Origin of the sequence: Pseudomonas sp. B21-015 (assembly GCF_024749285.1) — a bacterium.
GTDB lineage: Bacteria > Pseudomonadota > Gammaproteobacteria > Pseudomonadales > Pseudomonadaceae > Aquipseudomonas.
The window spans coordinates 5,639,510-5,655,581 of record NZ_CP087196.1; the positions used below are offsets into that span (position 1 = coordinate 5,639,510).

16 protein-coding genes and 2 pseudogenes are annotated in these 16,072 nt (G+C 56.8%); 11 read left to right on the forward strand and 7 right to left on the reverse strand.

Going from position 1 to position 16,072, the window contains the following annotated elements; translation table 11 throughout:
* Window positions 1–2: 2 nt before the first annotated feature.
* Window positions 3–1,178, reverse strand: coding sequence for an acetyl-CoA acetyltransferase (locus LOY38_RS25865; RefSeq protein ID WP_258697635.1), 1,176 nt, complete (start codon window positions 1,176–1,178; stop codon window positions 3–5).
* Between the two features lie 152 nt (window positions 1,179–1,330).
* On the opposite strand from LOY38_RS25865, the gene LOY38_RS25870 reads away from it, so the two are divergent.
* Window positions 1,331–1,903 (forward strand): LuxR C-terminal-related transcriptional regulator, encoded by a 573-nt coding sequence (locus tag LOY38_RS25870; RefSeq protein ID WP_258697636.1) that lies wholly within the window; start codon window positions 1,331–1,333, stop codon window positions 1,901–1,903.
* Between the two features lie 202 nt (window positions 1,904–2,105).
* Window positions 2,106–2,264 carry a hypothetical protein gene (locus LOY38_RS25875; RefSeq protein WP_258697637.1) on the forward strand — a complete coding sequence of 53 codons (159 nt, stop codon included), beginning with the start codon at window positions 2,106–2,108 and terminating at the stop codon, window positions 2,262–2,264.
* 68 nt (window positions 2,265–2,332) lie between these two features.
* On the opposite strand, the gene LOY38_RS25880 is transcribed toward LOY38_RS25875, so the two are convergent.
* Window positions 2,333–2,620, reverse strand: coding sequence for a hypothetical protein (locus LOY38_RS25880; protein WP_258697638.1), 288 nt, complete (start codon window positions 2,618–2,620; stop codon window positions 2,333–2,335).
* 700 nt (window positions 2,621–3,320) lie between these two features.
* Here LOY38_RS25880 and LOY38_RS25885 point away from each other — a divergent pair.
* The 4 genes from LOY38_RS25885 (at window position 3,321) to LOY38_RS25900 (ending at window position 5,959) form a co-directional block, all read left to right on the forward strand.
* Complete coding sequence (locus LOY38_RS25885) at window positions 3,321–3,695, forward strand: DUF6124 family protein (protein WP_258697639.1); 375 nt, start codon at window positions 3,321–3,323, stop codon at window positions 3,693–3,695.
* A gap of 35 nt (window positions 3,696–3,730) precedes the next feature.
* On the forward strand, window positions 3,731–3,988 hold the full coding sequence (locus LOY38_RS25890) for a hypothetical protein (protein WP_028939924.1): 258 nt from the start codon (window positions 3,731–3,733) through the stop codon (window positions 3,986–3,988).
* Between the two features lie 155 nt (window positions 3,989–4,143).
* Complete coding sequence (locus LOY38_RS25895; protein WP_309475859.1) at window positions 4,144–5,184, forward strand: EamA family transporter; 1,041 nt, start codon at window positions 4,144–4,146, stop codon at window positions 5,182–5,184.
* Window positions 5,185–5,299: 115 nt separating this feature from the next.
* Entirely contained in the window at window positions 5,300–5,959 is a 660-nt protein-coding gene (locus LOY38_RS25900) for a LysE family translocator (RefSeq protein WP_258697641.1), read from the forward strand.
* A 73-nt stretch (window positions 5,960–6,032) separates the two neighbouring features.
* Here LOY38_RS25900 and LOY38_RS30410 read toward each other — a convergent pair whose 3' ends face one another.
* The gene (locus LOY38_RS30410; protein WP_408980542.1) at window positions 6,033–6,122 is read right to left on the reverse strand and encodes a transposase; all 90 of its coding nucleotides are present in this window, start codon (window positions 6,120–6,122) and stop codon (window positions 6,033–6,035) included.
* A gap of 77 nt (window positions 6,123–6,199) precedes the next feature.
* On the opposite strand from LOY38_RS30410, the gene LOY38_RS25910 reads away from it, so the two are divergent.
* On the forward strand, window positions 6,200–6,763 hold the full coding sequence (locus tag LOY38_RS25910; protein ID WP_258697642.1) for a histidine phosphatase family protein: 564 nt from the start codon (window positions 6,200–6,202) through the stop codon (window positions 6,761–6,763).
* 250 nt (window positions 6,764–7,013) lie between these two features.
* Complete coding sequence (locus LOY38_RS25915) at window positions 7,014–7,382, forward strand: DUF6124 family protein (RefSeq protein ID WP_258697643.1); 369 nt, start codon at window positions 7,014–7,016, stop codon at window positions 7,380–7,382.
* A gap of 306 nt (window positions 7,383–7,688) precedes the next feature.
* Here the strand turns inward: LOY38_RS25915 and LOY38_RS25920 are convergent.
* The 4 genes and pseudogenes from LOY38_RS25920 to LOY38_RS25935 all read right to left on the reverse strand — a co-directional run.
* Window positions 7,689–7,898 (reverse strand): annotated as a pseudogene (locus LOY38_RS25920) (HipA N-terminal domain-containing protein); the annotation flags it as partial.
* Between the two features lie 285 nt (window positions 7,899–8,183).
* Entirely contained in the window at window positions 8,184–8,708 is a 525-nt protein-coding gene (locus LOY38_RS25925) for a GNAT family N-acetyltransferase (protein ID WP_258697645.1), read from the reverse strand.
* Between the two features lie 93 nt (window positions 8,709–8,801).
* Window positions 8,802–9,662, reverse strand: coding sequence for a phosphatase PAP2 family protein (locus LOY38_RS25930; protein WP_258697646.1), 861 nt, complete (start codon window positions 9,660–9,662; stop codon window positions 8,802–8,804).
* Window positions 9,663–9,696: 34 nt separating this feature from the next.
* Window positions 9,697–10,368, reverse strand: a complete 672-nt coding sequence (locus LOY38_RS25935; RefSeq protein ID WP_258697647.1) for a histidine phosphatase family protein — start codon at window positions 10,366–10,368, stop codon at window positions 9,697–9,699.
* A gap of 396 nt (window positions 10,369–10,764) precedes the next feature.
* Here LOY38_RS25935 and LOY38_RS30415 point away from each other — a divergent pair.
* From LOY38_RS30415 to LOY38_RS25945, 3 genes and pseudogenes are all read left to right on the forward strand, one after another.
* Window positions 10,765–11,643: pseudogene (locus LOY38_RS30415) on the forward strand (methyl-accepting chemotaxis protein); the annotation flags it as partial.
* 201 nt (window positions 11,644–11,844) lie between these two features.
* A complete protein-coding gene (locus LOY38_RS30420; protein ID WP_408980640.1) occupies window positions 11,845–12,549 on the forward strand; it encodes a methyl-accepting chemotaxis protein in 705 nt (234 codons plus the stop codon).
* 207 nt (window positions 12,550–12,756) lie between these two features.
* Complete coding sequence (locus LOY38_RS25945) at window positions 12,757–16,068, forward strand: Tc toxin subunit A (RefSeq protein ID WP_258697649.1); 3,312 nt, start codon at window positions 12,757–12,759, stop codon at window positions 16,066–16,068.
* Window positions 16,069–16,072: the final 4 nt, after the last annotated feature.

Below are 16,072 nucleotides of genomic sequence, written 5' to 3' on the forward strand. Positions count from 1 at the left end.
GCTCAAGCCCTGTGAGCCTGAAGCACCGAGGCGTAATTGGCGACCGCCATGCCACCCATGTTGAACAACAGACCGAACTCGGGGTTCGGCACGGCCAGGCCGACAGGCTCGCCCGTCAACTGCCAAAAGGCCATAGCGTGCATCGATACCCCCGTGGCGCCCACAGGATGCCCCTTGGCCTTGAGCCCGCCAGACAGGTTCACCGGCAAACGCCCGCCCACCCGCACAATACCGTCATCCAGCGCTCGGTGCCCCTCGCCTCTGGGGGCCAGGCCCATGGCTTCGTAGATCAGCAGTTCGGCAATGGTGAAACAGTCATGGACCTCGGCAAAACTCAGATCGCCCAAGGTGACATTAGCCTCGCGCAAAGCCGCATAGATCGCGCGCCGTGGGCCTTCAAACGCGATGATGTCACGCTGGGCAATCGGCAGGAAGTCGTTGACTTGAGCCACCGAGCGAATCAGCACCTCACGACGAAACTGCCTGGCTCGCCTGGACGAGGCCAGCACAATGGCGGCAGCCCCATCGCTGATTAGCGAACAGTCGGTCAGGCGCAGCGCCTGCGCCACATACGGATTGGTTTTGGACACATTGTTGCAATGTTCGAAATCCATGACCCGGTGCATCTGCGCCAAGGGGTTGGCCATGGCGTTGGAGTGGTTTTTGGTGGCGATGGCGGCCATCGATGCCATCGGGCACTGGTAGCGGTCACGGTACTGTTGCGCAGCCAGGCCGAACAACTGCGGAAAACTGAGCCCGACCTCTTGGGCGTCGTTCTGATAACCGGCACCGGTCAGGGCCTTGGTGACCTCGGCTGTAGAGTTGGAAGTCATCTTCTCGGCGCCCACGATCAACACCAGCTCAGCAGAGCCTGAAAGGATCGCGTTGATCCCCGCGTGAATCGCCGCCGAGCCCGAGGCGCAGGCGTTTTCACAGCGGGTGGCAGGCTTGAAGCGCAAGCCTGCGTCGGCTTGCAGCATCAATGAAGAGGGAAAACCATCCGCAACCATCCCCGAATTGAAATGCCCGAGGAACAGGGCGTCGACTTCTGAGGCGTCGATGGCGGCATCCGCCAGGGCTTCGCGGGTAACCTGCACGATAAGGTCTTCCAGCGTAGAACCGTCCAGACGACCAAAACGGGAGTGAGCGGCAGCGACGATGGAAACGGAATGGGGCATCGAGATTTTCTTCTGTGCTTGGATCAGGTATTCATTACAATGACCTACCGTCCGGATCACTCGCTAGTTAGTACAACTACGTACTCGCATAAGTAACCGCACTGACCCACGGTATCGTTAGTAAGGGATTGTAAGTCGAGGCAGGATGCCCAATGACCGTCTTCGCAAAGCAACTCAAAGACCTTGAACGTCTGGCGTTCCAGGTGTCACCCGCCCCGCAGCTCATCACCGGCAGCCGCGTGATGCTCGACTGCAACGAGGCATTTCTGGAGCTGTTCGGTTACGCTCGCGAGGAGCTTCTGGGTCATCTGACCCTGCTGATCTACCCCTCCCAGGCGGACTACAAGGCCATTGGCAACCGCAGCCAGAACTGGTTGCTCAACAGCCAGAGCGGCTCCTACTCCGATGAACGCTTCATGCAACATAAAAGCGGCGAGGTGTTCTGGGCCAGGTCCCACGGCTATACCCTGACTCTGGACGATCCGTTCAAACTGATGGTCTGGCACTTCGAACGCATGGACCGACCGCACCACGCGACGGTAAACCTCACGCCCCGCGAACGAGAAATCTCGATGCACATCGTCAATGGACTGACCTGCAAGGAAGTGGCAAAAAAACTGGCGATTTCCCACAGAACCGTGGAAGTCCATCGCGCACGCCTAATGAAAAAGCTACAGGCCAAGAACAGCGCGGAGCTGGTTTCGAAGATTATTGTTGTGAGTTGACGGGCAAGTAATAGAGAGAAGTTCTTTCATATACATCGGGAGGTCGAGATTCAAGGAAATACGTTCAGGGAACTTCCCGCGAAAGCCTCCAGTCACGGCTATATGTGGCATGCAGCGGCCTGCACCCGCGCGGCACTGCCAAAGTGAACTGGCCAACCGATAGTGCTGCTGCCTGCGCCGTATTCCTTCGAGACTTGTTGCGATGATCCGCATCGATGCCATCTGGCTCGCCACCGAGCCCATGGATATGCGCGCCGGCACTGAAACGGCGCTGGCCAGGGTTATCGCGATATTCGGTGCGGCGAAGCCACACCGCAAGACGGGATTGCCGGGCGCGTACGTTTTTTTGAAAGCAGGCTGAGCAAATAAGAAAACCGGAATACTGAAAAAGGGCCTTTAAAGGCCCTTTTCTCTTTCTACCTGATGACTTTATTTTTTTCTGCACATCTCAATATCGCTCTGCGTTTTCAGATCCGTATCGATTCCCAGCCGATACCGGCAGTAGTCAATGATCCACTTTCGCTCTTCGTCCGTGAGTCGTTCGACGTGCCTGATCTCTCCATCGTTGGCGTGAATGTTGTAAAACTTCATCTGGAACGTGGGGTGTTTCTTGATGAACGGAATGGTCTCAATGTCGCCATCTTCAAGGGCTTCGTAGTAGCCGACGTAGAGCACAGCCAATACCGCCAACACTGCAGCAATCAATAGCCTTTTCATTCTTGCGGCGCCGGTGGAGGCAACAGTTGACAACTCGGGACGACTTTACAAGGCTGGTGTCGATAAAATTGACTACCACATACCTGAGCGCCACACGCGGGCCGATCTAGCGGCCGAGCTCGGGTTACCATCAGGAGCGCATTCATGATTTCGATTAAGCTAGGCTTAGCCAAGGGTGTTAAAAGCCCATTTGCCGACTTTATTCGTAACGCGAAGTCAGAGCAAAAAAAAGCGCGTTTACAGTGAAGTTTTGACCGAGGCGACCAAGCAACAAAACCTCGTGATGATGCAGGCCGAGGCAAAGCAAGCCTGATAGACCTGCATAGAATCGAAGAGAAGCCCGGCCAGATGCCGGGTTTTTTATTGCCTGACAGACTCGCACTCACCGTCCTAGGAAATTTCCCTCAAAACGTATCGCCTTCCATGAACTAGCAGGCGCTGCTCGTCGAGGATAGCCTTCAGGTGTCGCTGCAAATCAGCGATTGGGCTTTGACAGGCCGAAAAGTGTAACCTTTCACTCCTCCTGATCAGGCAGCATGCTCACGCGCATGCAGTCTCGTTTATGGCGGCTGTGCGTGGGTCATCTTCGGGTGCACCGGGTTCCTACACTACCGGTCTGTCAACCCGCGCACAGCTGCCACCCAATCCTGTTTGACAGCAGAGGGGTGGCCGCCTCCAAAACTAGTGTAGGAGCATCAACATGAAGAAGATCACCCCCAACCCTCCAGAATCCGATACCCCCTCAGAACCCGAAACCCTCGACCTGACCCAACTCTCCAAAGCCACCCAACGCGCCGTCAGCGCCCGCTTGCGCAACCCGAAACAGCCCGATCCCGTGAGCCATGTTTTCACCATCCTCCCCGACGTCGACACCCCCACCCTGCTCGCTCACGCCAGCGAAACCCTGGCCTCCCTGAACGTCATGACCACCGACCTGGCCGATCAGCTCGAAGGCTCGCATCGCAACGTGGCATTGGCGATGCAGCAACTGGCCGTGCTGGCCGAGATGTTGATCAATCGAGCGCTGGACAACCTCGATTCGCCCATGCCGGCGGTCACGCCCGTCTGCCACTGAGTGAGCTCGCTCGTTGATCGAATGGAGGTTTTGTCATGGATCGATACATGCCGATCACCGGCATCGACTGCACTATCGCGTCGCTGCTGATCGACACCGAAGCGCCGCTGGATGTGCTGCATGAAACGGCGGCCTACCGCATCCGCACCGCGACTCAATTGCTGGAGAGTTTCGCTGTGAACGAAGGCGTTCACAGTGAACTGGCGCGGGTGTTGGTGACTTCGTTGCGCGATGGTTGCGATTTACTGGATGTGGTGGGGCGACGGTTGCAGAGGCAGGTTTCAGCGTCTTAACGAATCCGGCATAGGACATCGTTGCCGCGCCCCAACGTAAAAAGGCACCTGACGAGCCTCTCGCAGGTGCCTTTTTTGTGGATTCGATTCAATGCGCTATCGATGCATGACGAGTATCGTGTTTCTCAATATTGCCTTTGGCTACGGAACAGATGATGAACAAAAGCGTTTTATACGCCTTGGGTGCTGCAGCCCTCTTTGGTGCCAGTACACCGCTTGCCAAGGTCCTGGGGCTGAACGTTTCCCCCGTCTTGCTCGCCGGTTTGCTTTACCTGGGAAGCGGCTTGGGTCTCACGGTCACCAGGCTGATCCGTGATCGCGGCTGGCAGCCTGTCGGCTTAACAATATCCGAATGGCCATGGCTCATTGGCGCTATCGCGTTCGGCGGGGTGCTGGGGCCGGTGTCTTTAATGTTCGGCCTTACCCTCACATCGGGTACCACGGCTTCGCTGTTGCTAAACCTTGAAGCGGTGTTAACCGCTCTGCTTGCCTGGGTGGTGTTCAAGGAGAACGCCGACCGGCGGATCGTCGCTGGAATGATCGCTATAGTGGCGGGTGGCGTGCTCTTGGGCTGGCCTCAAACTTCCGCACAGACCCATGGTTGGGTTGGCCCGGTCGCCGTGGCGATTGCATGTTTTTGCTGGGCCATCGATAACAACCTGACCCGGAAAGTTTCCGCATCGGATGCATTGTTCATCGCTGGTATCAAAGGATTGGTCGCCGGGGTCGTCAACTGCGTTTTAGGGATTGCTCTTGGCATGCATCTCCCTGAATGGTCTCTGCTAGGGCCAACACTACTCGTCGGCTTTTTAGGCTACGGCGTTAGCCTGGTGCTATTCGTTTTGGCTTTACGGGGGCTTGGAACAGCACGCACAGGTGCGTACTTCTCTACTGCACCGTTCTTGGGGGCCGCCATTTCAATCCTGTTGTTAGGCGAAGCAGTGACGTGGGTGTTTTGGGTTGCAGCAGGCCTGATGGGGCTTGGCGTCTGGATACACCTTACCGAGAGCCATTCTCACGAGCACCAACACGATCCGCAAACCCATGACCATCCGCATGTTCACGATGAGCACCATCAACATGAACATGCCTTTGAGTGGGACGGCACTCAACCTCATAGCCATTTACATGACCACGCTCCCATCCAACACAGTCATCCGCACTATCCCGATATCCATCACAGGCACTCACACTGAGCAACTGAGAGGGACGGCAGTGTGCCGCAACAACCATTCGGTCAACACATTTTCTCAAATGCAGTGGCTTTGACTTTGCAATCTGGTACGGGCACAGTCTGTGCGCTACATGAGGATGGATGCCTCGGTGAAGCTTAAGGAGAATGCCGTGTTTCCGATCAATATTTGGCTTGCCTATACTGCCGCGTGCTTGCTGTTGGTACTCGCACCAGGCCCGGACAATCTGCTGGCCGTAGGCCGAGGACTCAGTCAGGGCAAGATAGCCGCTATCGTATCGGGCATGGCATCTGGGGCGGGAATTCTCTTTCATGTGGCAACCGCTTCGCTAGGGCTGACTTTGCTTATGCAGACGTCCGCAGTTGCCTTCTGGGTCATCAAGCTCATCGGTGCAGGTTATCTACTTTGGCTTGGCATAAAAGTCCTGCGCTCTCGTAGCCTGATCAGCTTCCAGCCAGCGACTCGGCAATCACTGCCGAGCATTTTCCTCACAGGATTACTCTCGGCAGCACTCAATCCGAAGCCTGGGTTTTTCGTCCTTGCGTTCATCCCGCAGTTCGTCGACCCACAACGCGGCTCAGTGAGCGTGCAGATGCTGGTGTACGGCATATGGTTCGCCGCACTTACGGCAGTGGGATTCGCACTGATGGGCGTATTTGCCTCTGCACTGTCCCGATTCTTGCGTCAGAGGCCACGACTGGTAAATGGCCTGAACGTAGGGGCAGGACTCACCTTCGTTGCTTCTGGAGTATCGATAGCGGCACTCAGCCAAAAATAGGATCAGTGTATTGGCGTCGCGGGGCTAAGATTCCAGCCTCGCCGAGCCTCGATGATTATGAAAGCTGACGCCTTCAAGACCGCCCAAGTGCCCACGGCCGGATTTGGTTCTCGCACCCATTATTGTCAATGGGTACAACCCGCCATCGAGATAGCGCAGTCATAAACGACTTATGAGCAACCCGGGAACGGCGCGTGCATCCTTTGCACTCGCCGGGCCCCAGACAAGGACGTGATTACAATGGAAAGGGAAATCATCTTAATGCGTCATGGCCAGCCGAATCTGGCTGTGATTGACAAGATTTCATCACTCGATATGAAACACTGGATCGAACAATACGACCTGTCCGAAATCATCAACCAGCTCGCCCCTGAGGCGAGTGTGGAGGTGGCCGCTACCGCCAAAGTGATCGTGTCGAGTACTGCGCCTCGGGCGTTGACATCCGTTCGGGCATTGGGCCTTCAGCCCAGCCTTGTAGATGAGATCTTCTGCGAGGCGCAGTTGCCCTATGGGCGATGGACACGGCCGCGCCTTTCACCGTTTACGTGGGCATTTATTCTTCGAATCCTATGGTTGTGCGGTTTCTCAGGGACGGTAGAGTCTGCCCGCAAGGCTAAAATACGGGCCAATACGGCCGCTCAACAACTTCAATCGCTTGCCAGCGAAGGGCCGGTTCTCCTGCTCGGTCATGGATTCATGAATCGAATGATCGCCAAGCGGTTGGAGGCTGCCGGATGGACTCGCCATAAAAGCAATGGTAGCCGGTACTGGAGCGCGACGGCCTATCGGATGAATCAGCGTTAAGGCACGGCGACAGCCCTGCCTCGAAGGGTGATGGTCGCTCCGGGTTATGCGGGCTGAATGTAGCTAAAAAGGATTTCTCTGACAGATTAGAGCCACGTCATCCTGGGAAATTTCCCGCAACCCGTAGCGACTTCCATGAACTGGCGAACAAGGTTTCCGGACGATAGTCTTTACGCTTCGCTGCAAACCCTGCGGACGGTTTTGACAAGCCGAAACAGCGTAAGGATCCCTAACCCCATGGAACGCCCTTATGAAAAAAATCACCCTGCATTTAGTTGAAAATCCGGCCACTTCAGCCCCTGAAACCCTCGACCCAACCCAACGTCCCCACACCACCGAACGCACCGTCAGCGCCCGCCGGCGCAACCCGAACAGGAACATCTTCAGCGTCCGCCCCGACGTCGATACGACCACCCTGCTCGCTCATGCCAGCGAGACCCTGGCGTCCCTCAACGTCATGACTTTGGACTTTGCCAACCAACTCGAAGGCTCGCAGCGCAATGTGGCGCTGGCTCTTCAGCAGTTGACAATGTTGACCGAGCTTTTGGTCAACCGAGCGCGGGAGAACCTCGATCCGAACGGGTCGGTGGCCGTGGGCAAGCCTCCCGTTTTTCACTGAGTGATCGCGCTCGTTGATCAAATGAAGGTTTTGTCATGGATCGATACACGCGACGGTTACAGACGCAGGTTTCTGCGTAGAAAAGCAAAATGGGCGGCCTTATAGAGGTCGCCCATTTTTGCTGATGCCGCAAACCATTAGCTGGTTGGGTTTTGAGTGTGACTGCATGCCCATGACTCTACAGAAGGTTTCACTTTGTGTAACTTACTGTTGAGTACGCTCAGCAACGATTTTTCGCCGAGCCCGTGCAAATGGATTGCTACCCAAAAGTCAGTGCAAATGGCGCCGCCGCTTTTTGGATGGCAGCTCCAGCACGTAGCCTTCCGGCAAGTTCATCTGAAAGATAGGGTGCAGGTCTCGTCGGCGAAATTCGTCGGGGCGAACGGGCATCGTCAAGCTGATTGCCATGTTGGGCAATGCATCTTCGTCGTAGCGGAAAATGAAATCCTCCGCGCTGGTGAGGATTCGGCCGCTGCTCCCTTCGGGGGTACTGACTTTGAGCGAGGCCATTTTCATTTAGAACAGCTCACCAAGTTCTTCCAGGGTCGGCATGGCTGCCGGAATGACAGAAAATTCGCAATCCAGAGGCCGATTGGCGGCGGATCCATTTACCTTAAACAGCTGAGGTACCGGACACGCCGGAGGGTAGCCATCCACATGAATTTTTCTTCACCCCATCACCGCCCTCCAACCTGTACATTCCCCTCGCTCATTCAAGAAACTACGGTTTGCCCGCCCTCCCGCGGGCTTTTTTTTGTCTGCGATTTGGTTAACGGTCAGTTCAAGTGACCGCACCCACAATCATTTCAACCGATACAAATACGTATCCTGCTCCTCATGCGGCTGCAAACAAGGCCTCTGATAACACCTTCTGATCAAACCAAAACCAGTCGCTTCGGCCAGTCGCTGGCTCGCCACATTGGCCGAGGCGATGGTCAGGTAAAACGTGAAACCGGGCATGCTTTTAATCAACGCTTCAAGCGCCGTGCGCATATAGCCCTTGCCCGAATACTCGGTATTGACCCAGTAGCCAACGACATATCGGCTACGGCGCCGGGGCTTCAAGCCAATGCAGCCGATGATCGCGTGCGCGGTATCGTCGACGATGAACAGCCGCCGCTCACCGGTTTCGCTTTTGAATTCTTCGACCGCCCGTGCGAGGAACGATCGGGCCTCGTCCTCGGTGGTGTAGGGTTTGGCCCAGGGTAGAAATTCGCAATGGGCGGTAAAACTGGCATTCAGCGCGTGCTGCAACGCTTTACACCATTCGGGGTCAGGGGCGCTCAATCTCAATGTGTGAGTGCCCACCGTCAGCGCAAGCTCCATTGCATCGTCCTTAAATACAAACTCCATGACGTCAGACAGTAACAGCGCCAGGACGGACGCTGCCACTCAGGGGTGCAACTCACATTGTTTCGATCACCATGAAGCTGGGACGTCAGGCTTACCACTTTGTAACCCTGTAAACGGCTCAACGACGGGGAGCGCATCCTTCTGCAACAACGGCAGCTCCAGCCGCGCCCGCCCATAGAACGCCAATGCTGTCAGCAAACACGTCAGCCACACGAAGATCCCGGCCCAGAAGGTGTGGGACATGTAGTGCCAGCCTTGTAGAACCCGTGTCGTGCCGTAGACGAAACCGAGCAGCAGCGAGCCGTACATCACCGCTTTGGCGTACCGCCAGCGGTAGCGGCGAGCCACGAAGTACAGCGCGAGCATCGTGAAGCCGCCCGACGCATGCCCACCCGGCCAGCAGCGACCGTCGCCGGCGACTTTCAGCAGGTCGAAGTTCTGGTACCACTCCTTGTGTTCGATTTTCCCGGCGTACTGGGTTGTTTCGACCGGGCAATACACACTGGTGTGGCCCTTGAGGTAGTGGATAACGCCGGTACTGATGGAAAACGCGAACACCACATACAGGAAGTCCCGACGGTGTTTGGTAGCGAACCGAAGTACCGGCGCAACTTTGATTTTTTCCAGGAACGCGATGATCTTCGAATGCTTTTCAGCCTTCAATCGCGGCCAGAGAAACGACAGCAAGGCACCGATGATCGCGACCTCACCAGTCCAGTTCGGGATGATCCGCGCCCATTTATGGGTGATCTGCTCGAACAGACGGACATGCTCCAACGGGAACACTTGGGTCACCGGATCATAAAAAAGATCGCTGAAGGCGATGTCGATTTTAGTCATGTCAAACAGCAGGAACACCACGACCGCGCAGGCCAGTGGAATACCAAAGTTCACCCAGTAAAAGCGGTAACGGGAAGAAGTCAGCATCGTACGTCCTGATCCAGAGGGATGATGAAGAAGCTCATTCGGTGCTCACCGAATGCCAGTCAGAGGCTTCAATGGAACCGAGCATGCGTGGTGCCTGAGGTTTTTCAGCGGAGATAAACAGAGAGGCGCCGTAGCCGAGCGTAGCAGTTGGCAGCTTGAGGTCTTTTTCGAGTTGCGCCATGCACTCGCTGTGGGTCACCAGAATCAGGTTACGCCCGGCCACTTTATGTGCCAGGGCATCGCGCAACATGGTGCCCTTGCAGTTGATCAACCAGTCTTCGCCGACGCCGACCTTGTTGAACATGTAACTCGAGGTCTGTGCCGCACGGATGATCGGACTGTTATAGATGTCGGCTCTGCCCAGGCCCAGATGTTCAAACCGCGCGCCGACACTCGCCGCCACGCTGCGTGAGCGATCCGTAATGCCATCGTTACCAATCAGGCAGGCTGCGGTGGAGTGATCGCAGCGCTCGACGTGACGCACCAGCACGATCATGTCGCCCTTGGCCCAGCCGGCAGCCAACGCGCGGGCCCCCGTCACATTGCCATGGGCCAGGTCCGGGACAGCGGCGGGTCGCAGTAGCCACACGGTCAGGGGAATCACCAGCAGCAGCGAGGCCACGATGACCGCTGCGTTTCGATAACGGGCCAAGCGGCTCAGATCGATCGAGCGTTTTACCCCGAACAGACTCAGTCTCAATTCCACGTCTAGCCGCCTCGCCAGCATGCATCACAATCATACAAAGCCGCGAGAGTAGAGAGCCTCGCGTTGGCATCCGGTGAAACCCATGTGAAAAAAAGCTTAAGAACGGCCTGAAAACCTTATTACAAGCATCTGCCCGACAAAATCCATTCAGCTCTCGGAATTGCTGCCGATATATACCTGTTACATACCTTGCTGGCTCCTAATAACAAAAATCTTCCAGCCAACCGACGATCAAAAGCGCAACGTTCCTGGAGGAATTTGATGAATAGCTGGTTCGGCAACATCAGCGTGAACCTGAAGCTGGGCCTGGGATTCGGCCTGGTCCTGGCCCTGACCTGCGTACTCGCCCTGACCGGCTGGACCAGCCTGGGCGGGTTGATTGACCGCAGCAACTGGATGAGCGACATCACTCAGCTCAACGCCGGCCTGACCAAGCTGCGCGTGGTTCGCCTGCAATACATGCTGACCAACGGTGACGAAACCGCCGCACAGAATGTGCAGACCACCCTGGACAGTTTTGTTGCTCAGCAAACAGCACTGTTGGGCAGCTTCAAAAACCCTGAAAACGTCAAAATGCTCAAAGAGCAGGCCGCGACCATCGCCGCTTATCAGACGTCGCTGAACAAGATGCGCAGCGCGTACCGCACCGGCAACAGCGCCCGCGACGCCATGGGCGCCAATGCCGAAACCGCCAGCAAGCTGATCGACGCGATCAATACCCGTGTAAAGCAAATGCCCTTGAGCGATCAGCGCTTCGAACAGTTCCAGGCCATCACCGCCGCCAAGGAAGCGTTCATGCTGGCCCGCTACGAAGTGCGCGGCTACACCGCCAACACCAACGCCGAGACCGAGCAAAAAGCCGTCGGCCAACTGGATGTGGCCATCGCCAGCCTGACGCCACTGAACGTGTATTTCGCCGAGACCCAGCAAGACGCCCTGCGCCAGCTGGAAACCGCGCTGAGCAACTACCGCAGCGCCTTGCAGGCTTACAAAGCCGTCAACAGCGATGCGGTGCAGGCGCGCAAGGAAATGACCGATCAGGGCGCCGCCATCGTGACCCTGAGCGATCAGCTGTATCAATTCCAGCTCGACCGCCGTGATGCCGAAAGCGCCCAGGCCCGCACGCTGCAACTGATCAGCACCTTGCTGGCGTTGCTGGTGGGCATCGTTGCCGCCGTGCTCATCACCCGCCAGATCACAGGCCCGTTGCGCGATACCCTGGCAGTGGTCGAGCGCATCGCCGGTGGCGATCTGTCTCAGGACATCAAAGTGACTCGCCGTGACGAACTCGGCGTGTTGCAGCAAGGCATCGCGCGTATGGGCGTGACCCTGCGGGACTTGATCAGCGGCATACGCGACGGCGTCACCCAGATCGCCAGCGCCGCCGAAGAGCTGTCAGCCGTGACCGAGCAAACCAGCGCGGGTGTGAACAGCCAGAAAGTGGAAACCGATCAGGTGGCCACCGCCATGCACGAGATGACGGCCACCGTGCAGGAAGTCGCACGCAACGCCGAAGAAGCCTCCCGGGCCGCAGCCGCCGCTGACGGCGAAGCTCGCGAAGGCGACAAAGTGGTCAACGAAGCCATCGCCCAGATCGAACGCCTGGCCAGCGAAGTGGAGCGCTCCACCGAAGCCATGAGCGTGTTGCAGAAGGAAAGCGACAAGATCGGCAGCGTCATGGACGTGATCAAGGCCGTGGCCGAACAGACCAACCTGCTGGCCCTCAACGCCGCCATCGAAGCCGCTCGCGCCGGTGAAGCCGGTCGTGGTTTTGCCGTGGTGGCCGACGAAGTCCGTGGCCTGGCGCAGCGTACGCAGAAATCCACCGAGGAAATCGAAGGCCTGGTGGCCGGCTTGCAGAACGGCACTCAACAAGTGTCGGCGGTGATGAACAACAGCCGCACCCTGACCGACAGCAGCGTGGCGCTGACCCGCAAGGCTGGCGTATCACTGGAAAACATCACCCGCACGGTGTCCAACATCCAGTCGATGAACCAGCAGATCGCCGCCGCCGCCGAGCAACAAAGCGCCGTGGCCGAAGAGATCAGCCGCAGCATCATCAACGTCCGCGACGTGTCCGAACAGACCGCCGCCGCCAGCGACGAAACCGCTGCGTCCAGTGTTGAACTGGCGCGGCTGGGCAATCAGTTGCAGATGATGGTGAGTCACTTCCGGGTATAAAGCCTGCGCCCTTGCCCCGTCAGTGCCGGTACTGGCGGGGATCTCGGGGACGTCCGGCCATACCGTGTTTGAAAATCCTACAGTTTCCCCTTCCCCCTTCCCCAGCCAAGCAGCGAAAGTTCTGGCCCCCGCCCCATGGAGTGGCTGACAGCGCTCCCCCATGCCATGTCGTAGTGTCGTCAGCTCTATCAAAGGAGGCTCATCGGCATGGACGACAATCCCTTACTCCAGTCACTGCTCGGGGCCTACGGCACCGAGCAAACAAAAGCAGCACTTGAAAAGTTTTTTAAAGACACGCTGAAACTCACCTCAGTATTCGACATCACTCGGCTCACCGAAGCCGAATTCAAGGATCGCTTCAATACTGCAATCCAAAACAGCCCGCTCAAAGATCACGCGTCCAGCATTGACACAAGAACGCTCTACGACAACGTCAAATGCCTCGCCGCCCAGATCAGCCACCTGTATCGGGAGCAGCAAACTTCAGACGCAAACGTACAGCACCAGTGGCACCCTCCAGGCATTCGCGCTATCGAGAACCAAGGCCCCACTTACACCAATCTGTTCAAGGAGAACTGGAACGACGCCTGCAAAGTCGATTCGATCGCCGCCATCGACTCACCGGTCGCCTACCTCAGAGCGCTGTACCTGTTTGCCCTGCAACTGGAATCCAGCGTCTCGGAATCGGTGCCTGAAAAAGACAACCGAATCCTGTTGGGCAAACGGCGCCCCGATCTGGCAAAGCTCTCGATTGATCAGCAAAGCACTTTCACTGCGCAACCGATGCTCAAGATTGTCAACGACATTCTGGACAAAAGTATTCAGGCAGGGCTGGAGTCCACTGACGACAAAGGCAAATCGACCTATGAAGTGCTGGCGCAAACGCGCTACCCCTTCGCCCTTCCGTATGAGTTTTTCCACCATCAGTGCCTGTTGGGCCTTGGCGCAAAAAAAACGGCGCTGGGAGAGCTGAACTACCTCGTCAGCGACAATCTTCCCGTCACCCAGAGCCTCAATACGCTCTATGGCAGTGTGCTGAGCGCCTCCTCTGCCGAAGCTCAAATGCTGATGTCCGGGCTTGGCCCAAAACGGCAGGCACTGCTGACAGATACGGCGAACACTCATCTCCCCCCCGAGGAAAAGAACAACTGGAAAGACATCTACGGCACCGCGTCAACTTCCGACCTGAAGAAAATAAACATCTTTCTGGAGCGAACCGAACTTGAAGCCGAACAAATGGAGGCATTGCTGGCGCAAGGCAAATATGCACCACGCACATCGCCTCACTACTCATTGTCGGCGCCTTATTCCCAGCCCTATGGAGCCCGTTACGTAAACGGTTCTGTCGCTGACAACGCCAGCATCATGTTTCTGGACAGAGGCGAAAGGCCCGGGGAAATCACTAACGCGACCGCGGAACGACTCGAACGCTTGCATCGAATCATCCGCCTTCAACGCTGGCTCGATATCCCGTTCACCGAACTGGATACGCTGATCTGCAGCGTTTTTGAATCGCAACGGCCACTCAATACATCGATGCAGCTCGATCGCCATGTCATGCGTGCCCTCGGGGTCTATCGCTATCTGAACCGCCGGTACTCCCTCTCGGCCGAGGAGTTCGGGGCGCTGCTGCACCAGATGTCACCCTATGCCTGCGGCGATCACACCGCCCTGTTCGATCAGCTATTCAACCAGGCCCGGCTGTTCGATACACCCTTGATACTCGATGGTCGCGCCTTCAAGGCGGATGACTCGGATCCTGTCTCGCACACCATTCTCCAGCACTTGAGCGCCTGCCTTGGCCTGCCTTTGACCGAAGACTCGCTCTTGCGAGTCGTCAAAAACACGGAGAAATTCCTTGGCTCGCTCAAGTGTGACTTGCCCACACTCTCATCGATTTATCGGCAGGCACGCATTGCCCGAATGTTCGGCCTTTCGATTGCCGAGAGTTCAACGCTGGCAAGTTTGCTGGGCGGGGAATCCATTTTCAGATGCCTGGCGAGTGGCGACTCAGGTATGCGCCGCCTTCGAATAAAAGCCAGCAAAGACGTTGAAAATGCCGAGCTGAGCGTACGCTTTCGGCTGTCGGCACAAGGTGATGCGCAATATTCTGACCTGCTTTGCGGGTCAACCCTGCGGATGAACACGTCACGGTTCGCCAGGAAAGACACAATCAATGAGTTCCGCGTCCTGATGACCCCGACTCAAGCCGGGGATCTCCCCTTTATCAGCATCAGCCAGATCCCGACCGTTAGCGCAAATAAAGAAACGACTCTGGAAGAGGCTGTCATCCAGTTCAAGGGTGGCACCCTTGATGAACTCCTGCGCCGAAACCCTGTGTATGTTCAGCTGATCACAACACCGCGCAATAACATAGACATAACGACTACCTACCTGACTGTCACCCTGAGAGAAGAGGAACACCAGGGGCTTGATGCATTCAACCTGCTCGACGTGCTGATGCAAATGGACTGGATTACCCGCTGGATCAAGGAGTCGGTCTACGACATCCCCAAACTGCAACAACTTCTTGAGCCGACGACCGACAACGATCATGCCCCGGGAGATTTGCAGCAGCACCTCACCAAACTGCGCGCCGAGACGCTCCAGTGCGCAGTAACACCACAAGAGTTGGCAGCATTGTCATTGCCGGAAAATATCAGCTGGCGCACAACGCTGGCTCGAACCCTGCTCGATACAACAGGCCTGGTGAAAGCTTTCGCATCGGCAATCAATGACGATGTTCCACAGAAGCTGGCCGCTGAGCTGGACAACGTCGTCGATGCGTTAAAGCTGGATGCCAACTCCGGCAAAAACCTGAAGCTCCAGGCCGACTGCAAGCAGAAACTCAAACGCCTTCTACTACTGGCCCATGATCGACAGCAGCATCTGATCGAGAAGTTTTTGCAGGAAACCACTCTGCTGCCCATGAATTGTGCAAAGGGGGTGTTGGTTTGGGCGCAAACCTCTGTACACCAGGTCCTCGTCGCTGCTCTGCAAACAGAAGAACCACTCAACCTTCACAAGATACTGCGTCCGGTTTTACGCCACGCCGAGGCCGCTGTCCGACTGCAATTGAGCAACAGGGCTTTGCGCGTGTTCCTGCACCGCCCGCACTTGCTGGATAAGCAGAACACAGCACTGACACTGACGCTCAGCAGCCTGTACCTGCTCGATCGTTTCAACCATTGCAGGGTGACCTACCAGCAGACAGAGGAAAGCCTTCTGAGCTACCTGGAATTCGCCAACGACTCCGCTTCCACAACACCCGCCATCAATGACCGCCTGGCCCAGCTTCTGAACTGGACGACGACTGAGGTCACCGTACTGACCGCGCGGCTGGATCTTGCAAAGGCCCGAACAATGAAGGACATCGATTGGGTCATGCGCTGCCATAAAACCTGCAAAGCCACAGGGCTTGGCGCAGCCGCCCTGCTCAATGCCACGGCGCTCAAAAACGACAGCCCGGCCACGGCCTGGAAAACGGTCGGTGAAGCGGTCATGGCGGCCAGTCACTGATCCC

Bases quoted from the DNA above. Each gene is read 5' to 3' on its own strand.
- LOY38_RS25865 (WP_258697635.1), bottom strand. From the start codon at position 1,178: ATGCCCCATTCCGTTTCCATCGTCGCTGCCGCTCACTCCCGTTTTGGT.
- LOY38_RS25870 (WP_258697636.1), top strand. From the start codon at position 1,331: ATGACCGTCTTCGCAAAGCAACTCAAAGACCTTGAACGTCTGGCGTTC.
- LOY38_RS25875 (WP_258697637.1), top strand. From the start codon at position 2,106: ATGATCCGCATCGATGCCATCTGGCTCGCCACCGAGCCCATGGATATG.
- LOY38_RS25880 (WP_258697638.1), bottom strand. From the start codon at position 2,620: ATGAAAAGGCTATTGATTGCTGCAGTGTTGGCGGTATTGGCTGTGCTC.
- LOY38_RS25885 (WP_258697639.1), top strand. From the start codon at position 3,321: ATGAAGAAGATCACCCCCAACCCTCCAGAATCCGATACCCCCTCAGAA.
- LOY38_RS25890 (WP_028939924.1), top strand. From the start codon at position 3,731: ATGGATCGATACATGCCGATCACCGGCATCGACTGCACTATCGCGTCG.
- LOY38_RS25895 (WP_309475859.1), top strand. From the start codon at position 4,144: ATGAACAAAAGCGTTTTATACGCCTTGGGTGCTGCAGCCCTCTTTGGT.
- LOY38_RS25900 (WP_258697641.1), top strand. From the start codon at position 5,300: ATGGATGCCTCGGTGAAGCTTAAGGAGAATGCCGTGTTTCCGATCAAT.
- LOY38_RS30410 (WP_408980542.1), bottom strand. From the start codon at position 6,122: ATGACTGCGCTATCTCGATGGCGGGTTGTACCCATTGACAATAATGGG.
- LOY38_RS25910 (WP_258697642.1), top strand. From the start codon at position 6,200: ATGGAAAGGGAAATCATCTTAATGCGTCATGGCCAGCCGAATCTGGCT.
- LOY38_RS25915 (WP_258697643.1), top strand. From the start codon at position 7,014: ATGAAAAAAATCACCCTGCATTTAGTTGAAAATCCGGCCACTTCAGCC.
- LOY38_RS25925 (WP_258697645.1), bottom strand. From the start codon at position 8,708: ATGGAGCTTGCGCTGACGGTGGGCACTCACACATTGAGATTGAGCGCC.
- LOY38_RS25930 (WP_258697646.1), bottom strand. From the start codon at position 9,662: ATGCTGACTTCTTCCCGTTACCGCTTTTACTGGGTGAACTTTGGTATT.
- LOY38_RS30420 (WP_408980640.1), top strand. From the start codon at position 11,845: ATGACGGCCACCGTGCAGGAAGTCGCACGCAACGCCGAAGAAGCCTCC.
- LOY38_RS25945 (WP_258697649.1), top strand. From the start codon at position 12,757: ATGGACGACAATCCCTTACTCCAGTCACTGCTCGGGGCCTACGGCACC.